14 protein-coding genes are annotated in these 17137 nt (G+C 71.3%); all 14 read right to left on the reverse strand.

The genetic code is table 11. The annotated features are described in order from the left end of the window. Positions 1-117: 117 nt before the first annotated feature. The 14 genes from ACFQ87_RS17360 to ACFQ87_RS17425 all read right to left on the reverse strand — a co-directional run bounded on the left by ACFQ87_RS17360 (position 118) and on the right by ACFQ87_RS17425 (position 17032). The gene (locus tag ACFQ87_RS17360; RefSeq protein ID WP_380611616.1) at positions 118-3558 is read right to left on the reverse strand and encodes an amino acid adenylation domain-containing protein; all 3441 of its coding nucleotides are present in this window, start codon (positions 3556-3558) and stop codon (positions 118-120) included. Positions 3559-3613: 55 nt separating this feature from the next. Continuing rightward, on the reverse strand, positions 3614-4366 hold the full coding sequence (locus ACFQ87_RS17365) for a thioesterase II family protein (protein ID WP_380611617.1): 753 nt from the start codon (positions 4364-4366) through the stop codon (positions 3614-3616). Next, positions 4363-4578, reverse strand: a complete 216-nt coding sequence (locus ACFQ87_RS17370) for an MbtH family NRPS accessory protein (RefSeq protein ID WP_053690741.1) — start codon at positions 4576-4578, stop codon at positions 4363-4365. Before ACFQ87_RS17370 ends, ACFQ87_RS17365 begins: the two co-directional genes overlap by 4 nt. A gap of 36 nt (positions 4579-4614) precedes the next feature. Next, positions 4615-6003 carry a condensation domain-containing protein gene (locus tag ACFQ87_RS17375; protein WP_380611618.1) on the reverse strand — a complete coding sequence of 463 codons (1389 nt, stop codon included), beginning with the start codon at positions 6001-6003 and terminating at the stop codon, positions 4615-4617. A gap of 222 nt (positions 6004-6225) precedes the next feature. Continuing rightward, complete coding sequence (locus ACFQ87_RS17380; protein WP_380611619.1) at positions 6226-6909, reverse strand: hypothetical protein; 684 nt, start codon at positions 6907-6909, stop codon at positions 6226-6228. A gap of 44 nt (positions 6910-6953) precedes the next feature. Beyond that, positions 6954-8660 (reverse strand): amino acid adenylation domain-containing protein, encoded by a 1707-nt coding sequence (locus ACFQ87_RS17385; RefSeq protein WP_380611620.1) that lies wholly within the window; start codon positions 8658-8660, stop codon positions 6954-6956. Beyond that, the gene (locus ACFQ87_RS17390; RefSeq protein WP_380611621.1) at positions 8660-8842 is read right to left on the reverse strand and encodes a hypothetical protein; all 183 of its coding nucleotides are present in this window, start codon (positions 8840-8842) and stop codon (positions 8660-8662) included. Before ACFQ87_RS17390 ends, ACFQ87_RS17385 begins: the two co-directional genes overlap by 1 nt. Before the next feature lie 34 nt (positions 8843-8876). Continuing rightward, a complete protein-coding gene (locus ACFQ87_RS17395; protein ID WP_380611622.1) occupies positions 8877-10067 on the reverse strand; it encodes a cytochrome P450 in 1191 nt (396 codons plus the stop codon). 2 nt (positions 10068-10069) lie between these two features. Continuing rightward, positions 10070-10330: a hypothetical protein gene (locus ACFQ87_RS17400; protein WP_380611623.1), complete on the reverse strand. Its 261-nt coding sequence runs from the start codon at positions 10328-10330 to the stop codon at positions 10070-10072. Then, the gene (locus ACFQ87_RS17405) at positions 10327-11022 is read right to left on the reverse strand and encodes a thioesterase II family protein (protein ID WP_380611624.1); all 696 of its coding nucleotides are present in this window, start codon (positions 11020-11022) and stop codon (positions 10327-10329) included. The genes ACFQ87_RS17400 and ACFQ87_RS17405 overlap by 4 nt, the downstream gene beginning before the upstream one ends. Next, entirely contained in the window at positions 11019-12686 is a 1668-nt protein-coding gene (locus ACFQ87_RS17410; protein ID WP_380611625.1) for an AMP-binding protein, read from the reverse strand. The genes ACFQ87_RS17405 and ACFQ87_RS17410 overlap by 4 nt, the downstream gene beginning before the upstream one ends. 32 nt (positions 12687-12718) lie before the next feature. Further along, on the reverse strand, positions 12719-13492 hold the full coding sequence (locus tag ACFQ87_RS17415) for a thioesterase II family protein (RefSeq protein ID WP_380611626.1): 774 nt from the start codon (positions 13490-13492) through the stop codon (positions 12719-12721). 49 nt (positions 13493-13541) lie between these two features. After that, positions 13542-15299 carry an ABC transporter ATP-binding protein gene (locus tag ACFQ87_RS17420; RefSeq protein ID WP_380611627.1) on the reverse strand — a complete coding sequence of 586 codons (1758 nt, stop codon included), beginning with the start codon at positions 15297-15299 and terminating at the stop codon, positions 13542-13544. After that, positions 15296-17032 (reverse strand): ABC transporter transmembrane domain-containing protein, encoded by a 1737-nt coding sequence (locus ACFQ87_RS17425; protein ID WP_380611628.1) that lies wholly within the window; start codon positions 17030-17032, stop codon positions 15296-15298. Before ACFQ87_RS17425 ends, ACFQ87_RS17420 begins: the two co-directional genes overlap by 4 nt. Positions 17033-17137 lie beyond the last annotated feature (105 nt).

Genomic DNA, 17137 nt, shown 5'->3' on the forward strand with positions numbered 1-17137 from the left:
CGTCACTTCCCATCGTTGTCGAACTGACCGCCGGACCGGGACAGGTACCGACGAGGCCGAGAAGGATTCGTCGCCCGGCGGCGGACCCGCAGGGGCGTACGGCTTGCCGGGGGTCGGCTACGGGAGGGACGCTGCGGACGGATCGAAGGCCGCCCGGCGCAGTGCCTCGATGTGCGCGGCGAGCGTCTCGACGGTCGGCGCGTCGACCAGGGCGCGTACCGGGATGTCCAGCTCGAGCTCGGCCCGCAGTCGGCTGACGACCGCCAGCAGGGAGAACGAGTCCCCGCCGGCCTCGAAGAAGTTGGCCCGCACGTCCACCTCGGCGAACCCGAGCACCTCCGCCCAGGCCGCCGCGACGGTGCGCTCCGTCTCCGTGCTCGGCGGCGTCACGGCCGTCGGAAGCACGGGAATCGGCTCGGGTCGGGGCAGCCGCTGGCGGTCCACCTTGCCGGTCGGGGAGAGCGGCATGGCCTCGAGCCACATGACCACGGCCGGCTGCATGACGATGGGCAGCTTCGGGGCGAGGTGGGCACGGAGCGCGGCCTCGTCGAGCCCGCTGCCCGGTGTCCTGACCACGTGGGCGACCAGCCGCTGGTCGGGCTCCAGGAGCACCACGGCGTTCGCCACCTCCGGGTGACCGCGCAGCACCGATTCGATCTCCTCCAGCTCGACCCGCACGCCGCGGATCTTGACCTGACTGTCGACCCGGCCCAGGAACTCCATCTCCCCATTGGGCAGGCGGCGCACCAGGTCACCCGTGCGGTAGAGGCGTCGGCCGGGCCGGGCCGGGTCGGGGGCGAACCGGTCGGCGGTCAGGGCGGGCTGGTTGCGGTAGCCGCGAGCGACGCCGTCACCACCGATCCAGAGCTCGCCGGGCACGCCGATGGGCTGCAGGTTCCCCCAGCGGTCGACCACCGCGCAGGAGGCATTGGCGATCAACTCGCCCAGCGGCATGGAGCTGCGCTCCAGCGGCTCGTCGCCCATCCGGCCGACCAGGGCCGCGCCCGCGGTCTCCGTCGGCCCGTACTCGTTCCAGATCTCGCACCCGGCGGAGACGACCGCACGGGTCCGCGCCACCAGGTCGGCGTCCAGGTTCTCGCCGCCCATGGACACGTGCCGCAGCGTCGGCATGTCGAGGCCGGCGTCGGTGATGCCGCGCATCTGGGTCGGCGTCAGGTACAGCATGTGGATCGACTGCTCGTTGATGAACCGGGCGGTGGCCCGGCCGTCGGCCTTGACCTCACGGGGCAGCATGACCAGGCAGGCGCCTGCGGTCAGTGCGTGGAACATCTGCTCGACAGACCAGTCGAAGTGGTAGGAGAGGTTGTGCACCACCCGGGTGCCGGGCCCGATCGGACGGATGTCCTGGGCCCACTGGATCCACGGGGTGATCGCGGTGTGCGGCAGGCCGACGCCCTTGGGCCGGCCGGTGGTCCCGGACGTGTACATCAGGTACACCAGCTGCGAGGGATGCAGCGCGGACCCCGGGGCGCCGCCCCCCGCGCCGTCCTGCGCGGTGCTCACCACGTCCACGCTCTCCAGGACGGCCGCCGGCAGCTGGTCCCGCAGTTCCGGGGTGGTGACCAGGATCTTCATCCCGCTGTCCGCGACGACGTACGACATCCGGTCGACGGGGGCGAGCGGATCGATCGGCACGTAGGCGGCACCGGACTTCAGGATGCCGAGGATGCCGACGATGAGGTCCACCGACGGGTCCGCGCACAGGCCGACCAGATCGTCGGTGCCGATGCCGCGCGCCGTCAACTCGTCGGCCAACCGGGATGCTCTGCGGTCGAGTTCGTGGTAGCTGACCCGCTCGTCGCCACTCTCCACCGCGTCCGCGCCCGGGGTCCTGAGCGCCTGCGCCTCGAACAGCCGGTGCAGGAAGAGGTCCGTGGGGTAAGGACCGCAGGCGGCGGTGGACCACTCCTCGAGCTGACGACGCTCCTCCTCGGGAAGGATGGTGAGCTCGGAGAGGCGCTTGGCGGGAGCGGCCACCGCGTCGGCCGCGAGCACGGCCAAGTGGTCGAGGATGCGCCAGGCCTTGTCCTCGAGGAACAGGTCGGTGTTGTAGTCGACCGCGAGGCGGTACGTGAATTCGGTCTCGACGACCCGGAACACCAGGTCGAACTTGACCGCCTTCAGGCTCAGGCCCAACTCGACGTCGTTGACGGTGATCCCGGCCAGCTCCGGCGCCGGGACCGCGTGCTGGTACGCCAACATGACCCGGAACGGCCCCTGCCGGGAGGAACGGTCGGTCGAGACCGCGTTGGCCACCCGCTCATAGGGGACGTCCTGGTGGGCGAAGGCCTCCAGGATCCTGCCTCGGACCCGGCCGAGCAGCTCGGCCAGCGTCGGGTCGCCGGACAGGTCGCTGCGCACGGCGAGGGTGTTGAGGAAGCACCCGAGCATGGACTCGAGCTCCGGCAGATCACGGTTGGCGCTGGGGATGCCGACCACGATGTCCGTCTGGCCGCTGTACCGGCTGAGCAGCACGTTGAGCAGCGTGAACACGGTCATGAATGGAGTGGCGTTGTGCTCCCTGGACAGCTCGCGGATCCTACGCGACACCGCTCGGGGCAGCTCGATGTCCACCGACGCCCCCTTGCTCGTGCCGGCCTCCCGGGGCGGCAGGTCGGTCGGAAGGTCCAACACGGGGAGCGGGCCGCGCAGTCGGTCCTTCCAGTAGTCCAGTTGGCGTTCGAGCGTGGTCCCGGTGACCGTGCGCCGCTGCCAGGCGGCGTAGTCGGCGTACTGCACCGGCGGTTTCACGGCCGCCGGGATCCCGCCGTCGGCGGCGGCGGCGTAGAGCTCCAGCAGCTCGGCCATGGCGAGTTCGAAGGAGTACACGTCGGTGATGATGTGGTGCAGGTTGATGAGCAGGACGTGCCAGTCCTCGTCCAGCCGGTACAGCTCGATCCGGAGCAGCGGCCCCCGCTCCACGTCGAACGGCCGCTGGGCGGAGTCGAGGAGCAGACCGGCCAGGACCTGCTCCTGCTTCTCCTCCGGCTCGTCCCGGAGGTCGACCACGGTCAGCGGAAATTCGGCCCTGGCCTGAATCACCTGCTCGGGGATGCCGTCGACCGCCTTGATGGTCGTGCGGAAGACCTCGTGCCGGTCGACCAGCGCCTGGACGGCCTGCCCCAGGGCCGTGATGTCGAGCGGGCCCACGAGCTCGTTCGCCATCGGGATGTTGTAGCGGGAGCTCGGACCCTGGATGTGCTCGTCGACCCACAGCCGCTGCTGGGTGAACGAGGTGGGCGCGTGGAAGACCGCGCCCGAGCGTCCCTCGAACGGCTCGATGGTCTGTTCCGCCCCGGGCTTCGTCTCCCGCATCGCCTCGATGGCCGCGGTCAGCTCGACGAGGGTCTGGGCGTCGAAGAGCACGCTGAGCGGGATCCGGATGCCCAGCTCCTCGCGCAGCCGGCTGATCGCTCGGGCGCCTTTCAGTGAATTTCCGCCCAGCGCGAAGAAATTGGCGTCGGGACCGGATATCTCGGTGTGCAGGACAGCCGTCCACACATCCGAGACGACGTCCATCACGGACCGCTGCGACATGTCGTTCCACCTAAATCCGTCGATCGAGAGGATGGTTGTTTCGAAGGGCTTCGGGTCAGTGACCGTTCTGGCGGGGCACGGCAGCGAGCCGCCCGGCGATCTCGGCGAGCACTGCCGGACGGGCGGAGTGCAGGAAGAAGTGGCCGCCGGGAAACATTCGCAGGTCGAAGCCGCCGGCTGTGAGCTCGCCCCAGCGCGGCATCGCCGCAATGCCCGCGGGATCGTCCTCGGTCCCACCGAACGCCGTGACCGGGCAGGTCAGCAGCGGCCCGTCGGTGAACCGGTGGGTCTCGACCACCGCGAGGTCGGCCCGGATCACCGGGAGCACCAGGCGCATCAGTTCCGGGTCCGCCAGAACCGCTTCCGGTGTCGCGGACCAGGAGCGCAGTTTCCCGATCAGCCCCTTCTCCGGACCGGCGTGGTACGCGGTCTCCTTCCGGGCTTGGGGCGGTACGCACCCCGAGACGAACAGCCGGGTGGGTGAGCCGATCTCCATCCGCTGCAGGGTGCGGGTGAGGCTCCAGGCCACCAAGGCGCCCATGCTGTGCCCGAAGAATGCGAACGGACGGTCCAGGTGCTGGATGACCGAGGGCACCAGGGCGTTGAGCACCGCGCCCATCCGGTCGAACGGCGGATCGCCCAACTGGTCTTCTCTGCCGGGAAGTTGTACCGACCACGGCTCGATGTCGGCGGGCAGGGCGGCGGCCCAGTCGCGGAACACCGAGGCACCGCCGCCGGCGTACGGGAAGCAGAACAGCCGCGTGTCCGCCTGTGGCCGCTCGGCGAGCGGCCTGACCGTCACCCTCATCGGCCGGTCCCGCCCGCCATCTCCCGGCGCAGGGTCAGCGGACGCATGTCCGTCCACACCTCATCGACGTGCGCGAGACAGGCCTCCTTCGAGCCCCGCTCGCCCGTCTCCCGCCAGCCGGCAGGCAGCTCGCGGCCCTGCGGCCAGATGGAGTACTGCTCCTCGGAGTTGATCACCACGACATAGCCGTCGTCGTCACGCTGTCCGTCCATGGGCCCTTCCTTTCGGTGAGATGGCGGAATACCGGCTCAGGCGTTCGGCGTCCCGGGCCGGGAGGCTCGCAGGGCCCCCAGCCGACGACGGCCGGCGGGTACGGTCCGCGCCGCCCGCCGGGCCCGCGCCAGCGGCTCCGCCAGGGCGGCCAGCGAGACCGTCACGTCCTCGACGACCGTCCGCAGGACGGCCAGGAAGGCCGACCGGACCTCCTCGGCCTCGGACTTCGCCAGCCGTCGGGAGTTGTAGTTGAGCCGCAGACTGAGCCGGTCGCCGTCCGGCTTGCCGAACAGGCAGAGGTCGAGCTGCGAGGTCTGCCGGGCCGGGGGCAGGAAGTCCGCGAACTGGAAGGAGGTCGAGAAGACCGGGTTCCGGCCGGGCCGGGATTCCACCTCGAGCTTCTCGAGCAGCAGGGCGAACGGATAACGGCTGTGCGCATAGGCGCCGATGCTCACGGCCCTGGTCCGGCGCACGACCTCTTCGAAGGGGTCCGCACCCGACATCCGCACCCGGACGGAGAGCGGGTTGACGAAACTGCCGAACATGCCGTCCAACTCCTTGGTGTCCCGGCCGGAGAACGGGACGCAGACCACGATGTCGTCGTCGGCGCTGATGTCTCGCAACGCGACCGCGTAAACGCTGAGCAGCAGGATGTGCGGCGTGACGCGCAGCTTCTTGACCAGTGCCGCCAGCCCTGCGGCCGTGTCGGCCTCGACGTCGAACTCCAGCGTCTCGTTCACCACCCCATCGGCGGGCGCATCGTAGTCCCCGATGCGCAGCCGCGGCAGCGGGGCGGCCAGCTGGTCGAGCCAGTACTTCTCCATGGCCTTGCTCTGGTCGCTCGCCAGCCACTCCCGCCGCCCCCGCACGAAGGCGTCGTAGGTCGTCGGGAGCGGGGGCAGCTCCGGCTCTCCATCCGCGGCGAAGGCTCGGTAGCAGAGCAGCAGTTCGCGTATGAAGATGCCCATGCTGGTGCCGTCCGCGACGATGTGGTGCACGTTCACGTAGAGGCAGTGGTGGTCGGCAGCCAGCTTGAACACCTTGAGCCGCACCGGCGGGGTGGCGAGTTCGTCGAAGGGGGTCGCGTTCTCGGCCCGGACGCGCCGATTCAGTTCGGCCGTCGGATCAGCCGCGCCGGTCAGGTCGACGAGCGGCACGTCCAAATCGAATTCAGGCAGGACACGCTGGCGCGGACCCTCGGGAGTGTCCCGGAAGGACAGCCGCAGCGCTTGGTGCCGGTCCATCAGGAAGGCTGCGGCACGGCGCACGGCGACGATGTCCACCGCCTCGTACAAGTGCTGACAGTACGGGAGGTTGGGTTCCGCCCGGCCCTCGTCCAGCTGATGCTGGAGCCACAACCCCCTTTGACCGTTCCACAGTTCGAACCAGGCCCCATCACCCTCGAAATCGTAGGGGTCTTCCACTTGGCCAACCAATCTTCAAATCAATGGTTTACGAAATGCCCGGACCGACGTGACCAATTCAGAGAGACTTTCCACTGCTTCCGAGGATGTCAACAGGCATGAGTTCCGGCCAGTCGGCCACCGGTCCGGGGGTGGCGGCGATGTCGGCGCCCGACTCGACCGGCCGCTCGCCGGGGATACGCGACCACTGGGCCGCCGCCAGGGGGTCGACGGCGTCACGCTCTACGAGGGCGGGCCGCACGGCTCCTCCTTCTCCCCGGTGGCCAGCAGGTTGGTGAGCAGGGCCTTCACAGCAGGCGCGTGGAACAGCTCCGCCGCCGTCACATCGACCCGGTGCACCGCCCCGGAGCCCGGCCAGTCGAGCGCCTCGCTCAGCAGGACGTGGGTGGGAGCCGGCGGGGCCTCCGGTGGCACCGCCGCGGTCAGAGTGAAGCTGAGCCAGGCCCGCTGCCCCTCGGTCAGTTCGACCAGGATCTCCTCGTCGAGCCCGGGCGAGCAGCCGACGATCACCGAGAGCAGGAAGGAGCCGGCCAGGGTGAGCGCGTCACCGGACGGCAGGCCGGTGATCGTGGGCACCTCGGCGGACTCGTCCATGGCCAGGGCGAGGTCGGCCAGCAGTTCCTGGGGAGCCTTGGGATCGGCCGGTGCCGGGTCGAGCACGATGAGCGGGACGTCCGGCCCGGGCAGCGCCTCCACCAGTGCCGAGGCCAGGCCGACGGCCGAACAGTAGGCCAGCACCGCGACCGGGAGCGGCCCGGCAGCGGTGATCCGCTCGGCCCAGTGGGCGGCCTGCTCGGCCGTCCCGACGACTCGGTCGGCGAGGCCGGGGTAGTGCAATGGATCGATCCTGAGGATCCGCTCCTGCCAACCGTCGGGCAGGATGCCGCCGAAGGTCCTCCGAGGCACCTCGTTCCCGAACTCCACTATCACGAGGGGCCGTTGGTCCTGCATCACTCCGCACTCCTGACGGCTTCGTCGACCTCGGCGGCGAAGTCCGCGAGGACCGGATGGTTGAAGATGGCCTGCAGCCCGATCTTGATGCCGAACCGCTCACGCGTCCGGGACACCGCCCGGGCGGCGATCAGCGAGTGCCCACCGATCTCGAAGAAGCTGTCCCCGGAACGGGGGAGGTTCCCGGTCAGCTCAGACCAGATCTCGGCGATCCGCGCCTCGGTGGCGCCGAGGGGGGAGGGCTCGGCCGCGGCTGCGACCGGAGTGTCCGGCAGGGCCTTCCGGTCGATCTTGCCGTTGGGTGTCAGCGGCATCGCGACGAGCCGGTGCAGCCCGGTGGGGTGCATGTACACGGGCAGCCGACCGGTCAGTGCGGCGCGGATGTCGCCCGGCTCGGCCTCGCCGCAGAAGAAGGCGCGCAACGATCCGCCGTCCTGGTCCGGCACGTGGACGACGGCCGCCTGGTCCACTCCGGGAACGGCCAGGATCTCCTGCTCGACCTCGGCCGGCTCCACCCGGTGACCGCGGATGCTGACCTGGGCGTCCCGCCGCTCGACGAACTCCAGCTCGCCGTCCGCCGTCCAGCGGCAGAGGTCGCCGGAGGAGTACCAGCGGTTCCCGTCCTGGTCGGCGACGAACTTGCGGCCGGTGAGCTCCGGGTCGCCCCGGTAGCCGAAGGCCAGGACATCGCCTCCGATCAGCAGTTCCCCGGGCACACCGGGCTCGGCGACCTCGACCCCGTCGGCATCCACCAGCCGGACCTTCGCGCCGGCGATGGGGCGTCCGATCACCGGCGCGCCCTCGGTGGGGCAGCGGCGCAGGTCCGCGCTGGCGGTGGTCACCACGGTGGCCTCGGTCGGCCCGTAGTGGTTGAAGACCGCGGCGGGGAAGCCGGCCGGCGGGCTCACCCGAAGACGGTCCCCGCCGGTCAGCAGGACGGCCAGGCCGACGGGCGGGGCCGGGAGGGCGAACAGCTGCTCGGCGAGCGGGGTGCTCAGGAAGCAGTGCGTGATGGCGCTCCGCTCGACGAACTCGGCGATCACCGCGCTGTCGACGATCAGCCGTTCGGTCGGCAGCACCAGCGTCGCCCCGCTCGCGAGAGCCGCCCAGACCTCCCAGACCGTGGCGTCGAACCCCAGCCCGGCGAAGGCTCCGACCCGCACCCCGGGCCGGGTGCCGTAGGTCTCCCGGTGCCAGGACACCAGGTTCGCCAGGCCCGCGTGGCCGACCTCGACGCCCTTGGGCGTACCGGTCGAACCGGAGGTGTAGATGACGTAGGCCAGCGGGGCCGGCGACACCGACGCCGGGGCCGCCCCGGTGCTGTCGAGTACCGGAACACCCGCGGGCACCCGTCCGGCGAGCCCCTCCTGCGCGAGCACGGCCACCGGCCGGGCGTCGTGCAGGATCGCCTCCACCCGGCCGTCCGGCAGTGCCGGGTCGAGCGGCAGGTACGCGGCACCCGCGAGCCAGCTTCCGAGCTGCGCCACGATGCCCTCGATGCCGCGCTCGAAGAGCAGACCGACGAGGCAACCGCTCCGGTGGCCCTCGGCCTGCCGTATGCGTCCGGCCACCGCGGCAGCCGCGTCCCAGAACTGACGGTAGGTGAGCTTCTGCTCGCCGCACTCGACCGCAACCACGTCCGGATGCGCGTCGACGATCGCGCCGAGCATCCGGACCACCGTCCGTTCGTTCACGATGCCCTGCATCAGAAACCACTCCTGTCCCCGGCAAGCAGTTCCTGGTCCGCCCGGGCGACGCGCTCCACCATGTCCCTGTCGCCCCGGTGATCCTGGTGGGTGAGGAAACGGCGGACGTGGTGCCGCGACACCCGCTCCCCACCGATGAGGCTGTCCGCCGGCTCCGGGGAGCCGCTCGTCACTCGTGTCATCCCAACTCTCCTTTCAGGGATGTGCGGTCGGCCGTCAAGAGGCCGTGCCGCGCACGGCCAGGCGTTCCAGGACGGTGATGCCGAAGTGCTGCCTCGTCACCGGCGGCCCGTCGAGGGCGAGATCCGCCCACCTGCCGGCGAGGCGCTCCAGTACGATCTCGGACTCCATCCGCGCCAGCCCCGCCCCTAGGCAGTAGTGCGCGCCGAAGCCGAAGGTGAGGTGCCGCCTGATCTCGCGGTCGTAGTCCAGAAGGTCCGGGTCGGCGAAGACGGCCGGGTCGCGGTTGGCCACGCCGAGCATCAGCAGGACGAGGTCCCCCTCCGCGATCAGGTGACCGGCCGCCTCCACCGGCGCGGTAGCCACCCGGGCCACCTGCTGGACGGAGGTGTCGAAACGGAGCAGCTCGTCGACGGCCGAGCCCGGTTCACGGCTCCGCAGTCCAGCCCAGGCATCGGCGTGCAGCGCGGCCCGAACGGCCTTTCCGATGAAGGTCGAGGTGGTCTCGAACCCGGCGTAGATCAGCAGGCTCGCGGTGGCCCAGACGTCGGCGGCCTCGATGACGCCCCCCTGGTGGGCGTTGCGCAGCAGCCAGAGCCCGGTGCCCTCGCGGACCTCCGAGCGCAGGGCCTCGTCCACCACGTCCGCGATTTCCCGCAAGGCGCGATGACCCCTGGTCCTGACCTCCGGCAGGTAGTCCGCCATCAGCAGCGCCGCGATGTCGGGCGACCAGTCGTGCAGCCGGGGCGCGACCTCCCCGGGCAGACCCAGGATCCGGCAGATGACCCGGCTGGAGAGCGGGACGGCGAGTTCCGCCATCACCTCCAGCCCGTCCGTCCGCCCCGCCAGGAGCTCGTCGACCAGCTCTTCGACGACGGGACGCATCGCGGCGAGCCGGTCGGCCGCGAAGAGCGGCGCGACGACCCGGCGGGCCGCCGCGTGCTCGGGGTCGTCGTTGAACATGAACCACCTGCGCACGACCTCTGCGGCCCGCCCCCCGCCCTCTCCCTCCCGGTGCAGGGTGGTGGTGCCCCGCTGCGGCCAGGCAGCCGACAGAGCGGGGTGCCGCAGCAGGGCCGTCGTCTCGCGGAACCCGGAGACGATCCACACCTCCAGGTCCTCGTCCCAGCGGACCGGCTCCTCCTCCCGCAGCGGGAGGTAGTCCGCGCAGGGGTCGGCCGCCGGACGGTCGTCGTCGCGGTAGGGGCAGCCTGCGGCCTGTGTCACGGTCACTTGGTACTCTCCGGGTTCCGGTCGACCCGGCGCAGCGGGGCGTAGTCGATCTCGTCCAGGGTGTTCGGCGCCCATGCGATGCCGTCCGGGAGCGGCAGTGCCGGCCGGGCGGCCGTGACCTCGGCGGCGGTGGTCCGTGGCCGGCGGCGCGTGGACCGCGTCAGGATCCCGTCGCTCTGCTCGTCCGGCGCGGACGGCTCCGGGTCGCGGATGACCGGCAACCGGCCGAGGGTCACCGGTGCGACGGCCGGACTCAACACGGCTCCCCCTTCGTACAGACCGCCTCGACGGCGGCCACGAGCTCACGCTCGGCGGAGTGCAGGAAGAAGTGGTCGCCGCGGATTTCCTCTACTCGGAAGGGACCATCCGTGTAGTCCGCCCACGCCTCGACCGAAGACAGGTCCGCCTCGTCGTCCGTGTCCCCGTAGAACGCCACCACCGGGCAGCCGACCGTACCTGGGGTGCCGGTGCCGTACTCGTCGAGGATCCGGTAGTCGGCGCGGATGACGGGGAGGTAGATCTCCATCAGCTCCTCGTTCTCCAGCAGCTCCTTCGGAGTCCCGCCCAACGCGGCCAGTCGCTCGATGAGTTCGGCGTCGGAGAGTAGGTGGCTGTCCGCGTCGACGGCCGGCAGCCGGGGTGCGCGGCTGCCCGAGACCAGCAGCGCCGACGGCTCCGGAGCACCCTTGGAGCGGAGCAGCTTGGTCAGCTCGAAGGCGATCACGGCGCCGTAGCTGTGGCCGAACAGCACGTACGGCGAGGTCGGGTCGAGCTGCTGGTACAGGTCCGCGAGCAGGGCTGCCAGCTCGTCGATCGGCTCCTCCACGCAGCGTGAGCCCCGACCGGGGAGCTCCAGCGGCACGACGGTGACGCTGTCCGGCAGGTGCCGCTGCCACGGGTCGTAGACGCGTGCCGAGCACCCGGCGTAAGGAATGCAGTAGAGGTTCACTTGGGCATCTCCGTACGGAGGATGTGGTCGGTCAGCGAGGCGACGGTCGGGTACCGGAAGATCTCCTTGATCGGCACCCGGATGCCGAGGCCGTCGGTGAGCCGCTTCTGGAGCACCGTCAGGAGGACCGAATTCCCGCCGGCGTCGAAGAAGTTGGTGTCCTCGTCGACGGAGTCCGCGGCGAGCGTCTGCTGCCACGCCTCGGCCACGAGTGCCCGGACGTCCCCCGAGGGCGCTGCGGCGGGCGATTCGGCAGCCTGCACCACCCGGTCGCCGACGGCCAGGCCGGCCGCCAACCCGATCCGGTCCACCTTTCCCGTGGTGGTGCGGGGCAGCGCGGACAGGGCGGTGATCCTGGCGGGGTGGTGGCTCGGCGGCAGCCGGTCCTTCAACCAGCCCTGGAGGTCCGCCTCGGCGCGCCGTACCACGAAGGCCACCAGCGCCGCGGTGTCGGGCCGGTCGGCGTCCTGGACCAGCACGACGGCCTGCGAGACCTCCGGGTGCTCCTCCAGGACGGCCTCCACCTCGCCCAGCTCGATCCGGTGTCCGCGCAGCTTGACCTGGCTGTCCAGGCGGCCGAGGAACTGCAGTGCGCCGTCCGGCCCCCGTGCGACCCGGTCCCCGGTGCGGTAGACGCGGCGGCGGCCGTCGGGGGTGTCGCTGTGCAGAAAACGCTCAGCCGTCAGCTCCTCGAGGTTGAGGTAGCCGTGCGCCAGCCCCTCCCCGTAGAGCAGGAGTTCACCGCTCTCGTCGGTGAGGAGGCCGACCCCGGCCACCGGCTCGCCGAGCGAGATCCGCTCGGCGGAGTCCACCCGCGCCGCCGTGGCCCAGAGGACTCCCTCGGTCGGGCCGTACACGTTCCAGAGTTCACCGCAGCGCGGCAGCAGCTCCCGGGCGAGGCTCGGGGTGAGCGTCTCTCCGCCGGTCCACAGTCGGCTGCCGGGCGCACCCTTCCAGGCGGAGGCCGTCAGCATCCGCCAGAAGCTGGGGGTGGCCTGGATGACGTCCGGCGCGGCCCCCGCCACCAGCTCCGCAAAGGCGAGCGGATCCGCCCTGATCTCCTCCGGGACCACCGTGAAGGAGGCTCCCACGGTCAGCGGGAGGATCAGCTCCACCAGCGAGATGTCGAAGGACAGCGCGGCCATCGCGAGTACGCTCTCGCCGGCCGCCAGCCCCGGCCGCTCAGCCAGGCCGGCGAGGCGGTCGATCAGGGCCTCGTGGCCCACCATCACGCCCTTGGGCTGCCCGGTCGAGCCGGAGGTGTACAGGATGTAGGCGATCTCCCCCAGCTCCGGTTCCCTCGGCGGCGACGGAAGTCCGTTCCCCTCCAGGGCGAACTCGCCCTCGGCCAGCTCGCGCAGCAGCAGGGCAGGGCGGGCGTCGTCGAGGACCCGGGCCCGCCTGGCCGGCGGGCTCTGCCGGTCGAGTGGCAGCACGGCGCAGCCCGCGGCATTCGCGGCGAGGATGCCGACGGCCCCACTGAACCGGCTGGACGCGTCGAGCGCCACGACGGAGCCCGGCCGGACCTTCGCCGCTATCCGCTCGCCGAGGTCTCCGGCCAGCGCGGCGACGTCACGGTAGGTGTAGGTGCGTGCCGTCCGCGCGGCCACGGCCTCGGGCGTCCGCTCCACCTGAGCCTGGACGACATTCCACACTGTCTCCACGCGAGCCCCCTGGGTTCGAAAAGAAGTACTGGTCAGTGGCCGACGGCCGGGAGCGCCCGGGACACGCTCCGGAGCACGGCCTCCCGCTCGTCGTTGAGGAAGAGGTGGCCGCCGGGGAAGACCTCCACCTCGGTCCGGCCGGTGGTCAGCTCGGCCCAGCCCTCGAGGTGCTCCTCGGCGACCCTGGGGTCCGCGTCACCGCCGAAGGCCGAGACGGGGCAGGTGAGCAACTCCCCCGGCCGGTAGACGTAGCCGGCGAACAGCGAGAGGTCGGCCCGGAAGGTCGGCAGGATGAAGGCGGCGAAGTCCGGGTTCTGCAGCAACGTCTCCGGCGTGCCGTTGAGACGGCGGAGCTCGTTGATCAGCTCCTCGTCGGAGAGGTCGAGTTCACTCACCTTTCTGGACTCGTGGGCCGGTAGCGCCCGGCAGCCGGACACCATGATCCGAACCGGCTCCAGCCCCTGCTCACGCTGCAGCCTGCGGGCGAGCTCCCAGCTGACGATGGCGCCCATGCTGTGCCCGAAGAAGGCGAACGGCCGGTCCGGGTAGGGAAGCAGGGCGGGGAGAAGGACGTCCAGCAGCTCTTCCAGGTCCGCGATCGGCCGGTCGAAGAACCGGTCCTCCCGACCCGGCAGCTGCACGGCGAATGCCTCCACTCCTTCCGGGAGTCCGGCGCCCCACCCCCGGAAGACCGAGGCGCCTGCCCCGGCGTACGGGAAACAGAAGAGCCGGAGGGCGCCGGGCTCGGTCCGGCCGGGAACCGGCCGGACCCAGCTCTGGGCCGTCTGCGGTGGTGCCGAGTGCATGGGGTTCCGCTCCTACGGGTCGAGAGAGGCCGAGAGGGCTGGGACGCGCTCAGGCGCCGTGCCAGGACTTCCACAGCGCGGCGTATCCGCCGCCGGCCGCCAACAGCTCGTCGTGACTTCCCAATTCGGTCACCCGGCCGCCGTCCATGACCGCGACCCGGTCCGCGTCGTGGGCGGTGTGCAGGCGGTGGGCGATGGCGATCACGGTGCGTTCCTTGAGCACGGCCGCCAGCGAGCGCTCGGTGTGCCGGGCCGTGGTCGGGTCGAGCAGGGAGGTGGCCTCGTCCAGGATCAGCGTGTGTGGATCGGCCAGGACCACCCGGGCCAGGGCGAGTTGCTGGGCCTGCTGGGCGTCCAGACGGAGCCCACCGGCACCGAGTTCGGTGTCCAGCCCGTCCGGCAGCTCGTCCACCCAGTCGATGTCGACGGCGGCCAGCACCGCGTGCAGGTCCTGGTCGGTCGCGGCGGGCGCGGCGATCAGGAGGTTGTCCCGGACGGTGCCGAGGAAGACGTGATGCTCCTGGGAGACCAGGACGACGTGTCGGCGCAACTGGGCCGGGTCGAGCTCGGCGACAGGCACCTGTCCCACCGTCACCCGTCCGGTGCGGGGCCTCTCCGCCCCGGCCAGCAGCCGGCCCAGAGTGGACTTGCCGGCTCCGGACGGGCCGACGATCGCCAGCCGCTCGCCCGGACGGACGGTGAGGTCGACGCCGTGCAGGACGTCCCGCTCACCCTGGTAGGCATACCGGACGTCGACCACGTCGATCCGGTCGTCCTCGGGCCGGCCGCCGCCGGTCGCGGCCGGCGCGTCCACCTGGCCGATGCCCTCGACTCGGGCGAAGGAGGCGTTGCTGCGCTGGAGTTGGTCGAGCCAGAGCAGGACCTTGTCCAGCGGCTCGGAGAGCTTCCAGAAGTAGAGAGCACAGGCAACCACCGCGCCGGTGGTGACCGCGCCGGTGTCGCGCAGGGCGGCGCCGAGCAGCAGGATGCCGGCGACCGGGGCGATGTACGAGAACTCGACCACGGGAAAGAGCACGGTGCGCAGGTTGAGGGTGTAGGTACGGGTGACCCGGCAGTGCTCGACCGCCTCGGCCGTGGCGGCGATGCGGCGGTCCTGGAGGCCCAGGGCCTCGACGGTGCGGGCCCCTGCCGCGGTGGAGGTGAGGATCTCGATCAGCGCGGAGTTGGCGGCGCCTTCGGCGAGGTAACCCGTGTGTGCACGGCGCAGGTACCAGCGGGTGGCGAACCAGATCCCGGAGAGGCAGAGCAACCCGCAGATGCCGAGCAGCGGGTTGACCACGAGCATGGCGACCAGGATCAGGAGGATCTGGACGAGCGCGACGGAGACCTCCGGCCCGGCGTCGCGCAAGGTGGTGCCGACGGTGGCGACGTCGGCGGTGCCGCGCGTCAGCAGGTCACCGACGCCGGCGCGTTCGGTCACCGAGGCGGGCAGGGCGAGGGAGCGGTCGACGAACCGCTCTCGGATCCGCGCCAGGGTCCGCTCGCCGAAGCGGTGGGCGGCGTAGCGGGCGAAGCGGCCGAGGAGCAACTGTGCGAGCGCGAAGCAGAGGATGCCGAGGGCGAGTCGGTCGACGTGTCCGGTCCCGGCGCCGCCCCGGACGTCGTCGATGATCCGGCCCAGCAGCCAGGGGCCGCCCAGACCGGCGGCCGCGGCCAGTCCGTTGAGGGTCAGCATCGCGGCGACCGCACGGCCGTCCTGCCTCATCAGACGCACGGCGGCCCGGCGGACCTCGGCGGGAGCGGCGATCGGGAGCCGTCCGGGGGCGGTCTCGGTCTGAGCGGTCATCGGACGGTCTCCTCGGCGGGCGTGGACTCGGTGGCGGTTTCGCCGCGAGCCACCAGCGCGCGGTAGCCGGGCTCTGTTGCGAGCAGTTCCTGGTGCGGGCCGGCCGCCGCCAGACGGCCGTCGACGAGGTAGCAGACGGTGTCGGCCTGCTCCAGGAGGGCGGGGGAGGTCGAGGTGAGGGCGGTGGTGCGCCCGGTCCGCGCCCGGCGCAGCCCGGCGGCCATGGCGGCCTCGGTGTGGGCGTCCACGGCGGAGGTGGGCTCGACCAGCAGGAGCACCTCCGGGTCCGCCAGCAGGGCACGGACCAGCCGCAGCCGCTGGCGCTGACCGCCGGAGAGGTTGCTGCCCTGGGCCTGGATCATGGTGTCCAGGCCATCGGGCAGTGCCTGCACGATGTCCTCCGCCGCGGCGTCTCTGACGGCCTGGGCGATGGACGGGCCGGTGTGCTCGGACCGGCCGTCGACCACGGTGCGCAGCGTGCCGGAGAAGAAGTCGGCGTCGTTGTCCGCCACCACGATCCGCCTACGGATCTCGGCCAGGGCAACCTCGGCGAGCGGCACGCCACCCCAGGTCGCAGCGGATGCGCTGTACCGGCCGAGCCGGTCGACCACGGCCGCGGAATCGGCCGGGCGAGCGCTCACGATCGCGGTCAGCCGGCCCGGGAGCAGTTCCACACCGGTGTCGGCGTCGTACAGGACTGATGGCTCGTCATGGGCCGGCCGGAGTGTTGCGGCGTCTTCGAAGGCGGGCTTCAGGTCGAGCATCCGGACGACCCGTCGAGCGGCCACCAGACCCCTGGTGAGGTCGTATCCGCCCTCGATGAAGTTGGAGACCGGTACCACCAGAACGGCGACGTAGCCGTAGACGGCGACCAGCGTGCCGATCGTGATGGTGCCCTCGGCGGCCATCCGGGCGGCCAGCCAGGTCACCAACGCGAGGAAGAGGGCGGGCAGGCCGACCGAGAGCGCTTGGATCCAGCTGGTCACGGCGCCGACCCGGTATCCCTCGGCCTGCAGGTTCTGCGATCCGCGCAGGTAGCGGCCTGCCATCATCTCCTTGCCGCCGATGCCGTTGAGCACGCGCATGCCGCCGACGATGTCCCCGAGCCGGGCGGTCAGCGCCCCCTGCTGCTGGCGGTACTTGGACTCCGCGCCCTGGAGGCGTTCCAGCAGCGGCCCGACCACGACCGCGAGCAACGGCACCCCCAGCAGGACCACGAGGGCGAGCGGGACGGAGACCGACAGCAGCAGCGCGGCCGCCACCAGGTACGCGACGACAGCGCCGACGCCCGGGCCGGTGATCGTCAGTGTCTGGCTCATCTGCGCGACGTCGCCCACACCGATGCTGGCCACCTCGCCGGCCGTCACCTTCCGGGGCAGTTCGGCACCCAGCCGAGTGGAGTGCGCGACCACGACCTTGATGGTCCGGAAGGTGGCGTCCATCCGGACCCGCGTCATGATGCGGTGGCGCATGATGCCGAGCCATGCGTTGAGCAGCGCGGCGCCGACCAGTGCGGCCACCCAGCCGACCAGGACTCCGGTCCTCCCCCGCTGGAGCCCGTCGTCGATCGCACGCTGCATGAGGTACGGCGGCAGCAGGAGGCAGACCATCCAGAGGGTGCCGATCACCGCACCACCCGTCACCCGCCGGCGCTGGCTCATGGTCAGCCACCACAGGTAACGCGCAGCACTTCGGTGATCCGGGGTTCCCGGGTCGGCATACGAATCCGTCATGAGTGAAACCCTAACCGTCCTTCCTGGTCCTTATCCAGAATTTCCTTCCACCTCCCGACCGCCTGTGGCTATAGTCACCACGGACAGGAGGTGTTCATCATGAAG

This window comes from Kitasatospora sp. NPDC056531 (assembly GCF_042794375.1).
Classification (GTDB): domain Bacteria; phylum Actinomycetota; class Actinomycetes; order Streptomycetales; family Streptomycetaceae; genus Kitasatospora.

Coding starts and splice junctions, on each gene's coding strand:
- ACFQ87_RS17390 (WP_380611621.1), bottom strand. CDS start 8,842: ATGACACGAGTGACGAGCGGCTCCCCGGAGCCGGCGGACAGCCTCATC.
- ACFQ87_RS17360 (WP_380611616.1), bottom strand. CDS start 3,558: ATGTCGCAGCGGTCCGTGATGGACGTCGTCTCGGATGTGTGGACGGCT.
- ACFQ87_RS17420 (WP_380611627.1), bottom strand. CDS start 15,299: ATGACCGCTCAGACCGAGACCGCCCCCGGACGGCTCCCGATCGCCGCT.
- ACFQ87_RS17385 (WP_380611620.1), bottom strand. CDS start 8,660: ATGCAGGGCATCGTGAACGAACGGACGGTGGTCCGGATGCTCGGCGCG.
- ACFQ87_RS17370 (WP_053690741.1), bottom strand. CDS start 4,578: ATGGACGGACAGCGTGACGACGACGGCTATGTCGTGGTGATCAACTCC.
- ACFQ87_RS17415 (WP_380611626.1), bottom strand. CDS start 13,492: ATGCACTCGGCACCACCGCAGACGGCCCAGAGCTGGGTCCGGCCGGTT.
- ACFQ87_RS17365 (WP_380611617.1), bottom strand. CDS start 4,366: ATGAGGGTGACGGTCAGGCCGCTCGCCGAGCGGCCACAGGCGGACACG.
- ACFQ87_RS17425 (WP_380611628.1), bottom strand. CDS start 17,032: ATGACGGATTCGTATGCCGACCCGGGAACCCCGGATCACCGAAGTGCT.